This window comes from Methylorubrum suomiense (assembly GCF_022179765.1).
Lineage (GTDB): Bacteria > Pseudomonadota > Alphaproteobacteria > Rhizobiales > Beijerinckiaceae > Methylobacterium > Methylobacterium suomiense.
Genome location: NZ_BPRE01000006.1, coordinates 95091 through 111256, shown reverse-complemented (window position 1 = coordinate 111256; position 16166 = coordinate 95091). Strand labels below are relative to the sequence as shown.

Below are 16166 nucleotides of genomic sequence, written 5' to 3'. Positions count from 1 at the left end.
TGATGAGCGCTTTCTCGTGTGGCCCGGGCCAGGGTTCGGAGGCCGGCATCGGCTGGAACTGGGCCCTTGAGACGGCGCGGTTGGGCCACGCGGTGACGGTCGTCACGAGCACCGAATTCAAACCGCTGATCCGGGCCGAGATCGCCTCGGGCCGGCTGCCGCCGAACCTCACATTCGAGATCTTCATGCCGGGCTGGCTCACGCGATTGCGCGACCTCGGCCTGCGGAGCCGCTTCAAGCCGATGGCGTGGTTCTTCACCAATCTCCTATGGCAATGCGCCCTGCCGTCCCACATCCGGAAAACCTATCCGACCCTCGACTTCAACCTCGTGCATCACGTGACCTTCGGGACGATCCGGCATCCGACGCGCCTCGGTGGGCTGGGGTTGCCCCTGATCTTGGGGCCGCTCGGAGGCGGCGAATCCGGGCCTCCCAACCTGCGGCGCGGCCTTTCCCTCCTCGATCGCTGGGCGGAGCGGATACGCGCGACCCACACATGGACGACGCGCTTCGACCCGATCTCGCGCGGCGCGTTCGCCTGCGCCTCCCTGATTTTGGTCCGCACCGACGAGACGAGGGCCGTGCTACCGGCCCACCTATGGTCCCGGGTCGTGTGCAATCTGGGGATCGGCGTCGAGTCGCGGCGCGGAGCCGAGCCCGTCGCCCGCCGCGACGGCGAGCCGTTTCGCGTTGTCTTCGCGGGCCGGCTCCTTGCCTGGAAGGGGCTGCATCTCGGCCTCGAAGCCCTTTCCGGAGCGCGCCGGGACGGGGTCGATATCCGACTGACGGTCGTCGGCGACGGGCCTCAGCGGCAGCGGCTCCAGGAGCAGGCCGACCGGTTGGGCCTGGGCTCGGCGGTCGAGTGGCGCGGCGAGGTTTCCCGCGGCGACTTGCTGGCGATCTACGAGCGGCAACACGCTGTGTTGATCCCGAGCTTGCATGATTCGGGCGGCATGGCCGTTCTGGAGGGGCTGTCCCGGGGGCTTCCGGTGATCTGCCTCGCGCTGGGAGGACCGGCAGTCGTCGTCACGGACGCCTGCGGTCGGGCGGTCCGTGCGGATGGTCCGCAGGCCGCGGTCGTCGAGCGGCTCCGGTATGCCCTTCTCGAACTTGCACGCTCCGAGAGCCTGCGCCTGCGCCTGAGCCGGGCCGCGCTGGAGCGCGCCGACGAGCTATCCTGGTCGAATCTCGTGACGAAGGCTTACGACGAGATCGCGGCGAGGCTGGCGTCCCGTCCGCCGCGGCCGACCTCCGCGCACGGGTGACGGAGACGCCCCTCACGCTTCGAGCGGAGCGTGGCGGCGAGGCTGGCAGCTCTCGCTCCGCTTCACGGTGGAACCACCCCGAAGGTCAGGCGCCCCTTCCTCTCCTGCCCAAGGCTCTGAAACGCCGCGAAGGTGAGCGCGTCGCGGCCCCAGACGAAGCCCGGCGGCGCGTCGAGCGGTGCAGTGTAGGTGTTCGCCTCGAAGCTGTTGGCGCCGGCCTCGATGATCGATCCGTTGGGTGAGAGGCGATCCGTATCCGTGACGCCGCCCGCGTCGCCCGACCCCGTGAAGACGATCCGGTTGCCGTGAACGCGGTTGCCCGTCGTGCGATAGAGGCTGCCGTCCTCCTTCCGCCGACCTTGATCAATCAACATGATCGCCCGCCCGCCCGGCCGCACCGCGATGTCGTTGTCGGCGACCTCGACACCTTGCGATGCCGCGACCTGGATGTCGGCGTCCCAGTACCACGGCGCGTTGTTGACGCCGTTGAAGCGGAGCGTGTTGCGACGGACGAGCGCGTCGAATGAGATCTCGTAGAAGATGCCGGCGCCGCGATTGAATTCGACCGTGTTGTCTTCAATCACGGCGTCGCGACAATCGATGTCGCACCAGATCCCGGGACCATCATTGCGATAGACATGGTTGCCCCGCACCGTGACGCCGCGACTCTCGGTGATCTTCAGGCCGCCGGCCTCCCAGCCAGGATCGAAGGCGGCGGTGTTGTTCTCGAAGATGCGGTTGTTTTCGAACCGGACCCTCAGGCCGTGCGCGGCCCCGCCAAGCTGGCCGTTGTGATGGATCACGCTCTCGCGCACGACACCGTCGGTACCGACCGAGACGCCAAGCCCCATGTTGAAGCGGATTTCCGTTCGCTCGACGCGCCAGCCGACCGCCTGATCGCCCCGGATCGCCCCGATTTGGGGGGGCGAGGAGTATTTCTCGATGACGAGGCCGCGGATTCGCACGTCGGGTGACCGACTCTGGAACGCCGTGGCCAGGGTGCTCGCCTCCACCGTGCGGCCTGTCGGATCGTCCGCGATGACGAGGCGCGAGGACATCAGCTCGAACCAGAAGCGCCCGGGGCCGAGACCGTCCCGCGACCCCACCCGGCGCAGCGGCTCACCGTCGAGGAACAGCCACGGCAGGGGCGAGCACAGCGCGCCCGCGCGGCACGTCCCGGTCGCCGTCCAACGCGGCAGGGTGACCGAAGCCGACCAGACCGTCCCCCGGCGCTCGAACGGGCCAACGATCTGCGCGCCGTTGAGGACGCTGCCGGGCTCACCGAGGAAAGTCTGTCCTGCCAACGGTGCGATCTGCTGCAGCCGGTGCAGGCCCGCTTCGATGCAGATCGTCCCGCCGGGGCCCGCACGGAACGCTGCGCGCTGGATCGACTCCCCCGGCGATACGCGGATCGCCGTGGCGGGGCAGAGAGCGTCGTCGACAGTGTCGGCGTTGGCGCAAGGAGGACGGGCGGCGACGAGGATGGCGACGAGGCAGGACAGCGCGCCCAGAACCGTCTCTATCTGAAACGTCATGTTCGATCGGGCCGCTCGCGCGGGCGCTCCGCAGAAAGCTCCGGACCCGGTCAAACTGCGCCAGAGCATGGGGCCGCCCAAGCCTTAACATGGTGCTAACACCTTTTTCCCGCGTGACCGCAGGATCGGCCGGCACCCCTTCGAACGACCTTCGTGCCGTACTCCGCCCTTGGTGACACCGTTGGGCGGAGCAACCTGCGAAAGGTCGATGAGCCACACGCGATGATCCGCCCGAACATTGGAGGATACAAATCGACCACTCCGTTCGGAAGGGCGCCGCTGTCGGGCTAGTCCCGAATCGCCCGTTCCCATCGGATGCAAACTCAGTTCGAATGCAGGCTCGATCGTATGACCGGCGGTTTACTTGACCGATTTCGTCGCGGCCAGTTCAGGCGCTGACGTTGAAGGGCTCGCCCGGCGCCTGATCAGGACGATACGCGGATGAACCGGACCGTGGAGCAACCGAGCCGTGGCGTCAGCCTCCTGCTCCGCCAGACATACGAACACCATACGCTCGGGCTCCTCACCGCGCTCAGACGGCGCTGGCTCCTGATCGGAGCTATCATCGCGGCGGCGGCCGCCGTATCGGCCGGGGTGAGCCTTCTGCTTTCCGACAAATATACCGCCGAGGCGCTGGTCCAGGTCGAACTCGGCAGGCCCGGTCCGCAACCATCGGCCCAGGCAGGCACGGCGACGCTCGAAGGCTCGGTGATCGTCGAGAGTGAGGCGCGGGTGCTCCGCTCCGCTTTCATCGCCCAAAGGGTTGCCCAGGATCTCGGCCTCGAACGGGATGCGGCCTTCGCGCCCCGTCCGTCGATGCTGTCGCGCCTGTGGTCGTACTGGGTATCCCGGCGGGAGGTCACCGAGACGGGAACAAGCGCCGAGAGGATCGCCCGGGAGCTTTCGCGCAACCTCAAGGTCACCAACGACGCGCGCGCCTACCTGATCTCCGTCGCGTACACATCGGGTGACCCCGACCGTTCGGCGCGGATCGCGAACGCCTTCGTCGATGCCTACATGCGCAACCGCCTTGAGATCGGCGTCGCATCCGCCGAGCGGACCAGCGCCTGGCTTCAGGAGCAGGTGACGGCGACCCGCGCGTCCCTCGACGAGGCCGAGGCCGCGATAGAGCGTTTCCGCCAGCGGACGGGTACCGTCGAGGGGAGTGCGGGGGCTCCGAACCTCGCCCAGCAGGAGTTGCGGGACGCCACGACCCGTCTTGGGACGGCCGTCCAGAACCGCCTCGCCGCGGAGGCCCGGCTGGCACGGGCCCGCGACGCCTTTGCCGCGGGCAGCGTCCCGTCCGCCCAGGATCTCGCCGGGGCGCCGGTGATCCAGCGGCTGCTCGAAGCGGTCGAGACGGCCAATCGCGACCTCCAGACCGTGTCTGCGACGGGGCCGCGTCACCCCGGCTACCTCACGGCCAAGGCGAGCCTCGAAGGCGTGCAGGAGCGCCTTCGCCGAGAGATCGAGCAGGCGATCGGCAACCTGGAGGGCGACCGCCGCACGGCGCTCCAGGAGGAAGCCCTTCTCGCAGCCCAGGTGGAGACGCTGAAGAAGAGCGTGATCGAAGCGATGGGGCACGAGACCCAGTTGCAGGGTCTGCAAGCTAGTGCCGCGGCCATCCGCGAACGCCTGAAGCTGTTGAACGACAGCTTCGCCCAAGCGGTCGCGCTCGCTGGGATGAGATCCTCGACGACGCAGGCCATCATGCCCGCTCAGCCCGATACCGTACCGAGTGGTCCCAACCGCGCCTTCATCGTCGGCCTGTCAGTCCTGGCCGCGAGCGGCGCCGGACTCTGCGCGGCGATCATGCTGGAGCGACACAGCACGGGGTTCCGCTCGCCCGGGGATCTCGTCGAGGATACGGGTACGCGCTGTCTCGGCATGCTGCCGAAGATCCACCGACGCTCGACCGCGGGCGAGCGTCGGATGTTCGACGAGGCGATCGGGCTGGTTGGCGCGTCACTCGGGTGGTCGCGCACCTCCCCTACCCCGCAGATCCTGCTGGTGGCTTCCGCGGTTCCGGGCGAAGGCAAGTCGCTGCTATGCGGCGCGTTGGCGAACGCCCTGACGGAGCGCGGGCTGCGCGTCCTCGTCATCGATGGCAATGCCGACGCGGATCCGCCGGACGATCGGGCCGACCTCGGCAGCGTTGTCTCGGGCGATGTCTCGATGTTCCTGAGCGCGTGCCCCGCTGCGGGACAGACGGTGCTGCGCGGCCGAGTCGGCGGCAGCCGGTACGACCTCTATGCGACACCGGCCTTCGCGCGCTTCATCGATCTCGCCCGGGAGGCGTTCGATCTGGTGCTGATCGAAGCGCCGCCGGTGCTGCTGTTCCAAGAGGCGGTCACCCTCGCCCACCATGCCGACGCGACGCTTCTGGCCGCGCGCTGGAAACGGACCCCGCGCGAGGTCGTCCTCACCGCGCTCCAACGCCTGCAGGACCAGACGGTCCGGGTGCGCGGGATCGTCCTGACCGAGGTCGACCTGAAGGACCACCGCCGCGACCGGATCATCGATCAGTGCACCCTGTACGGCCGGTACCGCCAGCTGTTCGAGACCCGTGCCGCGGTCTCGCCGCTGCAGCGGGAGACGTGCCCGCGGCTCGACGCGAAGGCCTCCTGACCGCAAGCGTCCCGACCGGAGAGGCGTGGCCGGACGAGAGCCTGCGGTCGATCCGCTCGTGCGCGAGACAGATCACTCCTGAAACTGGGATGGTTCGATGGGAAGGACGGCGCGCGCCACCGCTGCGAATGACAATCCGGCCCGGCGGATGACGGTGGAGGCGGGGCGCATCCTGTGGCCGGTCATCGATCAAGGGATCGCCAGCCTCGGCGGCTTCCTTCTCACGATCGCGCTCGCGAGGACGCTGGCACCCAGCGAATACGGCGTGTTCGCTCTCTTCGCCGGCATCCAGATGCTCCTCTACACGGCGATCGCGTCGCTGCTGTTCTATCCGATGGTCGTTCTATCGAACGTCTCCGGCCCGGAGCGCGGTGCACAGCTCATGCGGGCCAGTCTCGTCATGCTGGTCGTGCTCTGCGTCCCGGCCGTGCTCTGCCTCGGCCTGATCGGGCTCCTGATGGGGCGTACCGACGCGATCCTTCCCGTGGCGACTTACTTCGTCGTCTGGCAGATCCAGGAGACCTTCCGGCGCTGCCTGTTCGCGGAGCTGCGCTTCGCCGCGGCGGTGCCAGGCGAAATCATCAGCTATCTGGGCCAGATTCTCGTCCTGTTCTGGCTGTACCGGCATGACGGCATCACCCTCTCCAGCGCGCTCTATGCCATGGCGGCGACCTCCGGGCTGGCCGCGATCCTCCAAGCCGTCCAATCCGGCGTCGTCCGGCCCGGCGCGCTCGATCTCCAGGGGACGGTAGGAAGCTTCTTCGCCCTCGGGCGATGGTCGCTCGCCGGAAACCTCGCGGCGGCCCTGCGCCAGCAGGCGGTGTTCTGGTTCCTCGCGATCCTGTCGGGCGAGTCGTTCCCCGGCCTGCTCCTGGCCGCGATCAACATCGTCAACATCCTCAACCCGCTCATCATCGGGCTCAGTAACGTCATCCCGCAGGTGACCGCGCGCGCACATCTGCGGGGCAAGATCGCGGCCCTGCGCGCGGCCCGCCCCTTCGCCCTGGCGGGGCTCCTGACGGCGGTCGCCTTCCTGGCGGTCATCGCCGCCGTCCCGGAGCGGGTGCTGGGCGTCATCTACGGGTCGGACTCGGTCTATGCCGATCTCGCGACGCCGGTGCGGTTGCTCACCGTCGGCGCGGTGATCTCCTACGTCGCCGACATGACCTGCTCGTACTTCCACGGCGTCTCGGCGGTTCGGCAGGCCATGATTGCCAACCTCACCGGGATGGCCGCCTCCGTCGTCACCGCCGCACCGCTCATCGTCGGCTTCGGGCTGAACGGGGCCTGCGCCGGCCTCTGCATCGCGAACGCCGCGCGGGTCGCCGTCTCGCTGCTTCTCCTGCACCGTCTTGTCGGCGACGAGGTGGACGCGGTCGAGCGTGGGGCAGCCGAGCCGGGCGTCGAAGCCGTGACGTGATTCGCCGGGCTGTGGCCCTCACGACATTCGATTCCTACGACCGTTCGGGAAGGCCGAAGGATCCGTCGAGGACGGTTGCGGGAAACAACCCTGAGCGAAACATCATACTGGCCGCGATCCCCAGGCCGAAGAGGCACCAGAACCAGATGCCCACCATCGGCCCCTCCAGCGTCACGTTGAAGGATGCCTCGATCAGGATCGCGGCGCCGTAGCAGGCGATCCAGACGAGGATCTTCGCCCAGCGCGCCTCTTTGCGCCGCCGCGCCAGCAGCATGCTGTGGACGAGCATTGCGAACCATGCGGCGAACAGCGTGACCCAGAGGACGAGGCCGGGCACGCCGGCGCGGGCCAGTACCGTCATGCTGGCATTGTGGGGGCTGCGCAATCCCTCGGAGATGGCCCAGAGCTGGTAGCCGTCCTCCATGGCGATATTGACGCCGAATCCCTTGCCTGACCAGAAATAGGGGCCTGCGAAGGTGTAATCCTGGATCGTCGCCCACCAGCGGGTCCGGAATTCCTTCGTTGCCTCGAAGTTCGACGCGTCGCTCACGCCGAGGATGCTCTTGAAGCCCTCGATGATCTGATCTGGCCCGATGACACGGCTGTCGGGCGTGAACTGAACCTTCACGCCAATGAGCGACACGACCAGCAGCGCGACGACGCCGAGAGCGATGACGGGCGCGACCTGCCGGACGCGGCCGCCCAGAACGGTGGCGGCCAGGATGGCGAAGACGCAGGCCAGCATCGCCCCTCGGCTCGAGGTGACGGCGACCATGCCGACGAGGAGCGCCGCCATCCAGAGCCGTGAGAACCGGCCGAGCCCGAGGACGGCGAACGCCGCTGCGCCCGCCAGATGCGTCGCGATCGCCCCGGGGCTGAGGTCGACCACCTGAAGCGACGTCCCCGGTATCATGACCTTGGAAAGGGCCAAGGCCGCGCAGCCGCCGCCAATGAACCCGTAGACGCGGGCGAAGGCGTGATAGGAGGCGAGCACGCGCTCGAGGCGGGCGGGCTCCTCGAGCACCAGCGCGACGACGATGAAGCAGAAAGCCCCATAAGTGACGATGACGCTGTCGCGCAGCGCGTCGGCGCCCCAGAGCCCGAGATACGGCAGCGTGCGCGCGACGACCCAGGCGATCAGTACGAGGAGCAGGCGAGAGGGGGGCGTCGCCATGGCGGCCAGCCCGCAGCCCGATCGGCCAAGGGCGACGAGGCCGGCGGCGAGGAGGATCTCGCCGATATACAGGGGTGGGACACCGATCGACGCGAAGGTCTTGCCCAGGATGGCGTATCCCGCGAGCGACAGGCAGACCGCCCCCACATAGACGTCGCCGAACACCCGCGGCGCGGGAGGAGCTAGCGGCCGGATTCCGACGGCGGATCGTGTCACGGCCTGGTCCTCCTGCGCATGTCTGCCCCGGAAGCCGCCCTGCGCGGCGCCCCATCCGGATCGGCTTCCCCTTCCGGGGCCAGGCGGAACGGCGGGTGCCTCGCGAAGAGCCTTCAGGCGAGGGTCAAATCCGGGGCGCACGCGCCGGCTGCGGCAGCCCGCGTCGTCGCGTGCGAGGCGACGGCCTCGTCGTAGATCGCCAGGAGTTGGCGCGTGGTCGTAGCCTCGCTCCAATCCCGCTCGTATTTCCGCCTCGCCGCCTCGCCCATCCGGCGCGCCGCGGCCGGATCGCCGAGCATGCGATCCATGACCCGCGCCAGGTCGGCCGCGTCGCCCGGTTCGGCATGAAGGCCGGTCACGCCGTCCTCGATGACCTCGGCGAGGGAGCCGGTGCGCGAGACGATCACGGGCGTTCCGGCGGAAAAGGCCTCGACGATCACCATCGGTAATCCTTCGTACCAGACCGAAGGGACGACGATCGCGACGGCCTGGGCGATGGCCGCGCGGACGGTGCGCGGTGTCTGATGGCCGAGGGAGACGAGTCCGGCGGAAGCCTCGACGAGCGGCTGCAGCGGCCCTTCGCCGAGCACTTCGACCGTATGGCCCGCCCTTTCCGCGGCCTGCGCCAGGATATGGACACCCTTTTCACGGGTCAGCCGACCGACGAACAGCAGACCTCGGCGCCGGGCGGGACCGGGGCCGTTGTCGGACAATCCGTTGGGCTTCAGCTTGATGCGCTCCGCCGGGAGGCCCGCCGCGACGAAGCGCGAGCGCTCGAACTCGGTCAGCACGATGAACCGGTCGACATGTTTGGACCACGTGCCGAGGCGTCGGTGCTGCCGGACCGAGTGCGCGACGGCCAGCGATCCGAGGAGCGAGCCGCGATAGCACCGGTGCACCACCGCATGATAGGGCGAGCGGGTGATGCAGATCTCGCAAGGCGAGCCGTTGCGGTTCAGCGTCGCCCCGGCGCAGATCACGCGGTAATTGTGCAGGGTCTGCACGGTCGGGACGCCGATCCGCTGCAGGGCCGCGTGCACCATCGGCGAGATCATCGGGAAGAAATTGTGGATGTGGACGAGGTCCGGCTCGAATGCCCGGACCGCGTCGAGGACGAGGCCGATGTTTCCCGGCGCGTTCGACGCCGTGAGCGCTGCGCGCATCTTGTCCGAGAAAGACGTGATCGTGGTGTTGCTGAGCGTAAACAGCTGCACCTCGCATCCGGCCCGCCGCAGTGCCGCCTCCTCCTGGGCGACAACCGTGTCCTCGCCTCCGTACTTGCGATACGCGTTATGGACGAGGAGTACTTTCCGTATCATCCCGAAAGCCTCGTTTGATCTGCGCCCATCTCCGGCCGTTCGGGCCACCCGCCTCGGACCCGCCCGGCGCGTGAACGCCGCCACCGTTGCGCGCCGTCCCCCCGCGCCCTCCCGCCCGTGATGAAACGGCGTTCGAGCCGGTAGTGCCGCCCGCACCGGGCCGTGGACGCGCGACCCGCCGGAACGCGGGCTCACCCGTCACCCGCGCCCCGTGCCGACCCAAGGCCAGTGTCTGACGCAGCTCACACTGGCCGGCTTTCATGCATGGCAAATTCGCACACAACCCGCACTACGATCTTCTGGACTACGACTTTCGTATGCGGCCAAGCGATCTGTGTTGTATAATATTCGAAATCATCATTTCTGAGTAATGCCATCGATTGTTTGTTATTGGTCTTACAACGCGCTTAATGAATCGTCTCGAGTTGTCGCGTCGTGATTTGCCTGGGATCACCTTGCAAATCGGCATGTATCTTCGAACCGTGGGCGAGATTTATGCGCGAGAAGATCGCTGTGACTGGATCGGGCGGCTATATTGGCTCAGTCTTGATCAGGGACCTGCTGAAGAGCGGCTATCGCGTCAGGGCGATCGATACGTTCTTCTTTGGCGACGAGCCGCTGGCGCGATGCGCTCGGCATCCCCGACTAGAGATCCTGAAGCGGGACATCCGGTCGCTCACCCCCCCGGACCTTGAATCGTGCGACGCCGTCATCGACGTCGCCGCCCTGTCCAACGATCCCTCGGGCGATCTCGACCCCGCCTTGACGAAATCGATCAACGAGACGGGCCGGATCCGGGTCGTGACGGCGGCCAAGCGGGCCGGCGTCCGGAAATACTTGTTTGCGAGTTCCTGTGCTGTCTACGGTGCCGGCCAGGACATGTTCCTTGCCGAAAACGCGCCGCTGCGTCCGCTGACGGTCTACGCGCAGACCTGCGCGCGGGCAGAGGAGGCGGTGCTCGCCCTCAATGATCGTCACTTCGCCACCACCGCGCTGCGCAACGCCACGGTGTTCGGCCTGTCGCCGCGGATGCGCTTCGATCTCGTCGTCAACCAGATGACGCTCGACGCGACGAATCACCGTCGCATCAGCATCGGCGGCGACGGATCGCAGTGGCGTCCCTTCGTGCATGTGCGCGATGTCGCCAAGGTCGTCCTCGGCCTGCTGCGCGCACCGCGTCCGGACGTCGCCGGCGAGGTCTTCAACGTCGGCTGGGACAACCGCCAGATCCTCGATGTCGCCCTGGCGATCAAGGACCGCTTCGCGGGGGAATGCGCAGTCGAGTTCCTCGATACCAGGAACGACAAGCGGGACTATCACGTCGACTTTTCGAAGATCAGGAACGTCCTGCACGGCGGCCCCGAGAAGACCATCGAGCACGGGATCGCCGAGGTCGCGGCGGCGCTCGGCAGCGGTCGGGTGGTCGAGACGCCGACCTGCTACACCGTCAAGTGGTACGCGCGGTTGATGCAGGAGGCTCCCCACCTGCTGCGGGCGCCGGTCGAGGAGGTGCAGGCCCTGACCCCGATGAAGGAGGTGACGGCGCGCGCCCCCCTCGGCGCAGTCGTTGCGAATGCCGGCCTTCGATAGGGCGCATCCGGGCGACGCGACCGCAGGGTTCGCCGGTTGCAGGCGGGCCGACCAAGACCCCGGCGCCCCGGTCGCCGGGCGCGGCATCCGCTCTCAGATCGGACAATCAGGAGGTGATGAATGGCCGTCCCGTTCTATCGCCACGGCCTCACCCCTGAGGCCGGCGCGCGCATCGCCGAGGTGCTGGCAAGCCCGTTCTTGACGAGCGGCCCGCAGGGGGCCCGGGTCGAGGAGCGGCTGCGCGCCTTCTTCGGCGTCGCCCACGCCAAGCTGACGTCGAGTTGGACGCAAGGGGCGATCGCGACACTCCTCGCCTACGGCATCGGTCCGGGCGACGAGGTCATCGTGCCTGCCATGACTTTCGCCGCGACGGCCAATGTGGTGCGCCTCGTCGGGGCGACGCCCGTCTTCGTCGATGTCGATCCGGCGACCTTGCTCATCAGCCAGCCCCTCGTCGCCGCAGCGCTCACCCCGCGGACGCGCGCCGTCATTCCGGTCCATCTCTACGGCCAGATGGTCGACATCCCCGCCCTGCGGCAGGTGCTCCCGCCCGCGGTGCGCATCATCGAGGACGCTGCGCATTGCTTCGAAGGGAGCCTGTTCGGGCGTCGCCCGGGGCAGGACGGTGATGCCGCGATCTTCTCGTTCTACGCGACGAAGAACGTGACCTGCGGCGAGGGCGGTGCCGTGGTCACAAACGACTCCGATCTCGCGGCGCTGCTGACGCAGACGGTTCTCCACGGCATGTCCGCGGGCGCCGCCCAGCGCTTCCAGGGCGGCACCTACCGGCACTGGGACATCGACCGCCTGGGGACCAAGGCCAACCTTCCGGATCTCCTGGCGGTGCTGCTCGAACCACAGATCGATACCGTGGAAGAGCGGCTCGCCCAAAGGGAGGCCCTCAGTCTGCGGTACGAGCGGGCGCTCGCCAGCACGCCCTTCACGTGGCCGACGATCGTTCGGGGGGCCGTCTCGGCGCGCCACCTTTTCCCGATTCATGTACCGGACAACCGCCGCGACGCGGTGCTGGCCGCGCTGGGCCAAGCCGGCATCGGCGCGACCGTGAACTACCGCTGCGTCCCCTCGCTCACCTACTACCGCAAGGCCGTCGAGACGCCGCTGGTCCCCGTCTCGCGCGCATGGGGCGAGGGAACCCTGTCGCTGCCGCTGTTCCCCGATCTGCGCGAGCACGAGCAGGACGAGGTTCTGGCTGTGCTGCTCGCCGAGGCCGACGCGACACGCATGGACGAAGAGGATCACAGGGCCGCCGCTCCCTGAGCGGCGCGCCCACACGCCGCTTCCCCGAAGATCCCCCTGACCGATCGCTCGGTCAGGGGGCCGTCGCCAGGGGGCATCCGTCGCGACGAAGGCGGGCACCGACATCGCGACCGGCCGCTCGCAACACACTCAGTCTCCCGGCAAGCGTCAGACGTTGCAATTCCTCTTCCGAGCTAATCACGACGCCGTACGGAGCCTCGACGCGCAGGCCGGAGGTCGGGCGGGGCCAGGCCGGCCCCCGGTGCCGGTCTCCCGCAAGCGCCGGCCTCGATCCTTAACGTTGCTTCGCGCCTGGGCGGGCATCCATCGGCTCGCGATAGGACGGCGGATCCGACGGAGCCGATCCGCCGGCCTGGCTGCGCCTGACTTGGCTCGGCGGCATGCCGGTCCATCGGCGAAAGGCCGCGACGATGGCGCTCGCCTCCCGGTAGCCCAGGTGCCAGGCGATCTCCGAAATCGGGAGCCCCCTGATCCTGATGTAGTGGATAGCGAGTTCCGCCCGCAGCTCGTCCAGGATCCCGCTGAAGGTCTTCCGCTCGTCCCGCAGCCGGCGCGACAGGGTGCGCGTACTCATCCCGAGATCCCTGGCGATGTTGGCCAACGTCACCGTCCGGTGCGGCAGGCGCGGCGCCATCGCTTTCTTCACCCGTGCCCACACGACTGCCGGCTCCCAGCGCATGGCCTCGACCGCGCGTTCGAAATGCGGGAGCAGCGAGGCGTGAAGGTAGGGTTCGGCGGTGGGAAGCCGGATGTCGGCCAGGCGGACCTCGAAATCGATCCGGTCCTCCGAGGCTGCGAACGCGACGGGCGCGGCGAAGGCGCCCTGCGTCACCTCGGCCGTATCCCGCTGCGGCTGGCTGACGCTCACGCCGATCGGCACCGCGTCCCCTCCGGCGAGTTCGGTAACGAGGCGCGCGATCGACACGAGCCAGAACTCGGCCAGATGGCGGTCGAGGCACCGCCCGGCCTCCGCAGACCCGACCGCGACCGTCACGGCGATATCGGAAATCCGGTACGAGCCGTAGATGCTCGGATCGTCGAGGGAGCTGAAGCGCTCGAAGCAGCTCAATGCCTCGCCGACGGTCTCGGACGAGCCCATCAGGTAGAACAGCAGGCCGAGTTTGCGCAGGTCGTAATCCTGACCCAGGTGTAGGCCGAAGGATGGATCCTGCAGCATCTCGGCCGCGAGGTTCAGGAACGCGGCTTGGTCTTCGGCGCCCGGCAGATCGAGGTCGGCGGTCGCGACATCCGCCAATCCGGCCTCTCGCAGCAGCGGCTCGGGATTGAGCCCCGCCTGCGCCAGACGCTCGACCGTGAGTCGGACGACGGTGCTCTGTCCCGAGAGGCGCGGCGGGAGAATCGGGGTGGGCAGCGTCATCGCCGCCCCCTCTCTGACCGCGGGCTGCCGCCGTCTCGGCGCCAGGAACCTGAGCGCTGGCGGGGGGCCGCAAGGGGGCGAGGCTGAGCCGGATCGGGGCGGCGCGCTGGCGCCAGCATCTGGCGGGCCGGAGCAAGACAGCGCACGCGAAGTACGCGTATCAAATCAGCCGGCCGCATTCAGGCTTATCCCTATCAAACCTCAGTCCAATAGAGCGCTTTAGGCAGCATAAAATCCCGATACGGATTTGATCCTGCCGACAAATTAAGCAGCAATCTTACTCGGAGTACAATGGTGGCAACTCAGTCATTTGGTACTAAGCCGATCAGTAAGCCTGCGGACGCGATTCCGGTCGCCGTCGGCGCGGATCTTCAGTCGCTGGTCGACGCTGCGCCTGCGGGATCAACGTTCTGGATCGAGGCCGGCGTGCACCGCATGCAGTCAGTGACGCCGAAGGACGGCGACCATTTCATCGGCGAGCACGGTGCGGTGCTCAACGGCGCGCGGCTGATCACCGAATTCGACCGTGAGGGCCACAACTGGGTCGCGACCGGACAGAACCAGGAAGGCTTCCGGAGCGGGACGGAATTCGGCGCGCGGGGCGCCGAACGCCCCGGCTATCCGGAGACCTTCTTCATCGACAACAAGCCGCTGACGCCGGTCGACTCACTCGACAAGGTCGCCCCGGGCAAGTTCTATTTCGACTATGGACACGACAAGATCTACTTCCGTGACGATCCTGCGGGTCACCGGGTCGAGGCCGGTGTCAGTCCATTCGCCATTGCCGGGCAGGCGAAGGATGTCCATGTCGAGAACCTCGTCGTCGAGAAGTATAACGTCCCTACTCAGGCCGGCGCGATCGGCTACAATTCCTCGGCCGAGGGTTGGACGATCCAGAACAACGAAGTGCGCCTGAACTACGGGGTCGGCGTCTATGCCGGCTCGAACAGCCATGTGACAGGCAACTATGTTCACGACAACGGGCAGATGGGCCTCGGAGCCAGCGGCGACAACGTGCGCGTCGAGGGCAACGAGATCGCTCACAACGGCTACTTCTCCGGCATCGACCGGGGTTGGGAGGGCGGCGGCACCAAGTTCGCCGAGACCGAAAACCTGATCGTCCGCGACAATTACTCCCACGACAACAATGGCTACGGATTGTGGACGGATATCAATAACATCAACACGCTCTATGAGGGTAACACCGTCGCCAACAATCTATCCGGCGGGATCAATCACGAAATCAGCTACGCCGCCACGATCCGCGACAACGTCCTCACCGGCAACGGCGGCGAGGGCGTCGGTTGGCTCTGGAACGGCGGCATCCAGATCCAGAACTCGAAGAATGTCGATGTCTACCGCAACTACGTCGATGCGTCCGAGGGTGGCAATGCGATCACGATGATCCAGCAGGATCGCGGGACCGGGAGCCACGGAGCGTGGACGACCACCGGCAACAGCGTGCATGACAATGTTATTGTCGACCGGACGCCTGGCGAGGGGGCCTCGGGCGCCATCGCCGACTACAATCAGGCCGGACTGGCCGCGGGCGGCAACAGCTTCGACCACAACCACTATCACAATTCCCATCCGTCCGACGAGCGATGGGCCTGGACGGACGGCTTCTACAGTTGGGACGCGTACCGACACGCCTCCGGTCAGGATGCCCACAGCACGATCTCGACGGATATTCCGGACGCCCCGGCGATTCCGGTCTCGGCCGCCCTGGCTGCGGTGGCAACGCATGTCGGCGCGGAGCAGTCGGAGGCGAGGCCGGTCGTGACGCACACCGACGAGGCCACGCCGCACGAAACCGCTGCGCCGAGGGAGCCGGCGGTTCCGTCGGAACCCGCCGTCGTGGCGAGGCCGGTCGCAACCGCGCCGGAGGCCGCCGGGTCGGATGTGCCCACCGTGGCCGAGCCCGGCGTATCCAAGCCCGTGACTTCCGCGGCGCCCGACGTCCCTTCGCCGCATGCCCCGATCGCCCCGGTCGCGAGCGCGCCCAGCCCCGTGGCATCGGAACCGGAGCCCTCAACCGCCGGATCCGCGAGGGCGGAAGGCCACGCACCCGCCATCGAAGGCGCAAACCCCTGGAGCGATCTCCTCGGCGGGCATTCCGGGGCGTGGATCCTGGATGCGCTCACGGAGCCTCGTTCTACGGGTTCTCATCCCGATCTCAGCTCGCCATCGATCGAGAACGCCCTCCAGCACTACGTGGATCTGGCCGAGCAGCATTGTGCTGGACAGATCACCCTCGACGCCGGGGTGATCGGCGACTGGCTCGATCAGTTCCATCACGCGAAAACCGGCGAGCATACCGGCTTGGCGCTCTGAGCAGCGCCGCGCCTCCCTCCTTTCGGACC

Annotated in this window: 10 protein-coding genes; 6 read left to right on the top strand and 4 right to left on the bottom strand. The window is 67.7% G+C overall.

The genetic code is table 11. The features are described from left to right. Positions 1-2 precede the first annotated feature (2 nt). A complete protein-coding gene (locus tag MFF26_RS11105) occupies positions 3-1265 on the top strand; it encodes a glycosyltransferase (RefSeq protein WP_171015550.1) in 1263 nt (420 codons plus the stop codon). Between the two features lie 62 nt (positions 1266-1327). On the opposite strand, the gene MFF26_RS11100 is transcribed toward MFF26_RS11105, so the two are convergent. Beyond that, positions 1328-2800: a right-handed parallel beta-helix repeat-containing protein gene (locus MFF26_RS11100; RefSeq protein ID WP_171015549.1), complete on the bottom strand. Its 1473-nt coding sequence runs from the start codon at positions 2798-2800 to the stop codon at positions 1328-1330. A gap of 441 nt (positions 2801-3241) precedes the next feature. Here MFF26_RS11100 and MFF26_RS11095 point away from each other — a divergent pair, with 441 nt between their 5' ends. Together MFF26_RS11095 and MFF26_RS11090 are read left to right on the top strand one after the other, a co-directional pair. Beyond that, positions 3242-5428 (top strand): GumC family protein, encoded by a 2187-nt coding sequence (locus MFF26_RS11095; RefSeq protein ID WP_137831044.1) that lies wholly within the window; start codon positions 3242-3244, stop codon positions 5426-5428. 97 nt (positions 5429-5525) lie between these two features. After that, positions 5526-6848, top strand: a complete 1323-nt coding sequence (locus MFF26_RS11090) for a lipopolysaccharide biosynthesis protein (RefSeq protein WP_137831043.1) — start codon at positions 5526-5528, stop codon at positions 6846-6848. Between the two features lie 34 nt (positions 6849-6882). Here the strand turns inward: MFF26_RS11090 and MFF26_RS11085 are convergent, their stop codons facing one another. Together MFF26_RS11085 and MFF26_RS11080 are read right to left on the bottom strand one after the other, a co-directional pair. After that, on the bottom strand, positions 6883-8238 hold the full coding sequence (locus MFF26_RS11085; RefSeq protein ID WP_137831042.1) for an O-antigen ligase family protein: 1356 nt from the start codon (positions 8236-8238) through the stop codon (positions 6883-6885). 113 nt (positions 8239-8351) lie between these two features. Continuing rightward, positions 8352-9557 carry a glycosyltransferase family 4 protein gene (locus tag MFF26_RS11080; protein ID WP_137831041.1) on the bottom strand — a complete coding sequence of 402 codons (1206 nt, stop codon included), beginning with the start codon at positions 9555-9557 and terminating at the stop codon, positions 8352-8354. A 495-nt stretch (positions 9558-10052) separates the two neighbouring features. Between MFF26_RS11080 and MFF26_RS11075 the strand changes: the two genes are divergently transcribed. Together MFF26_RS11075 and MFF26_RS11070 are read left to right on the top strand one after the other, a co-directional pair. After that, complete coding sequence (locus MFF26_RS11075) at positions 10053-11147, top strand: NAD-dependent epimerase/dehydratase family protein (protein WP_137827614.1); 1095 nt, start codon at positions 10053-10055, stop codon at positions 11145-11147. A gap of 120 nt (positions 11148-11267) precedes the next feature. Next, positions 11268-12425 (top strand): DegT/DnrJ/EryC1/StrS family aminotransferase, encoded by a 1158-nt coding sequence (locus MFF26_RS11070; protein ID WP_238307984.1) that lies wholly within the window; start codon positions 11268-11270, stop codon positions 12423-12425. A 274-nt stretch (positions 12426-12699) separates the two neighbouring features. Here MFF26_RS11070 and MFF26_RS11065 read toward each other — a convergent pair whose 3' ends face one another. Next, a complete protein-coding gene (locus tag MFF26_RS11065; protein WP_238307983.1) occupies positions 12700-13803 on the bottom strand; it encodes an AraC family transcriptional regulator in 1104 nt (367 codons plus the stop codon). 435 nt (positions 13804-14238) lie between these two features. On the opposite strand from MFF26_RS11065, the gene MFF26_RS11060 reads away from it, so the two are divergent. Continuing rightward, positions 14239-16137, top strand: a complete 1899-nt coding sequence (locus MFF26_RS11060; RefSeq protein ID WP_171015383.1) for a right-handed parallel beta-helix repeat-containing protein — start codon at positions 14239-14241, stop codon at positions 16135-16137. Positions 16138-16166: the final 29 nt, after the last annotated feature.

Excerpts from the sequence above, each read along its gene's own strand:
- MFF26_RS11105 (WP_171015550.1), top strand. The coding sequence starts at position 3 with ATGAGCGCTTTCTCGTGTGGCCCGGGCCAGGGTTCGGAGGCCGGCATC.
- MFF26_RS11100 (WP_171015549.1), bottom strand. The coding sequence starts at position 2,800 with ATGACGTTTCAGATAGAGACGGTTCTGGGCGCGCTGTCCTGCCTCGTC.
- MFF26_RS11095 (WP_137831044.1), top strand. The coding sequence starts at position 3,242 with ATGAACCGGACCGTGGAGCAACCGAGCCGTGGCGTCAGCCTCCTGCTC.
- MFF26_RS11090 (WP_137831043.1), top strand. The coding sequence starts at position 5,526 with ATGGGAAGGACGGCGCGCGCCACCGCTGCGAATGACAATCCGGCCCGG.
- MFF26_RS11080 (WP_137831041.1), bottom strand. The coding sequence starts at position 9,557 with ATGATACGGAAAGTACTCCTCGTCCATAACGCGTATCGCAAGTACGGA.
- MFF26_RS11075 (WP_137827614.1), top strand. The coding sequence starts at position 10,053 with ATGCGCGAGAAGATCGCTGTGACTGGATCGGGCGGCTATATTGGCTCA.
- MFF26_RS11070 (WP_238307984.1), top strand. The coding sequence starts at position 11,268 with ATGGCCGTCCCGTTCTATCGCCACGGCCTCACCCCTGAGGCCGGCGCG.
- MFF26_RS11065 (WP_238307983.1), bottom strand. The coding sequence starts at position 13,803 with ATGACGCTGCCCACCCCGATTCTCCCGCCGCGCCTCTCGGGACAGAGC.
- MFF26_RS11060 (WP_171015383.1), top strand. The coding sequence starts at position 14,239 with ATGCAGTCAGTGACGCCGAAGGACGGCGACCATTTCATCGGCGAGCAC.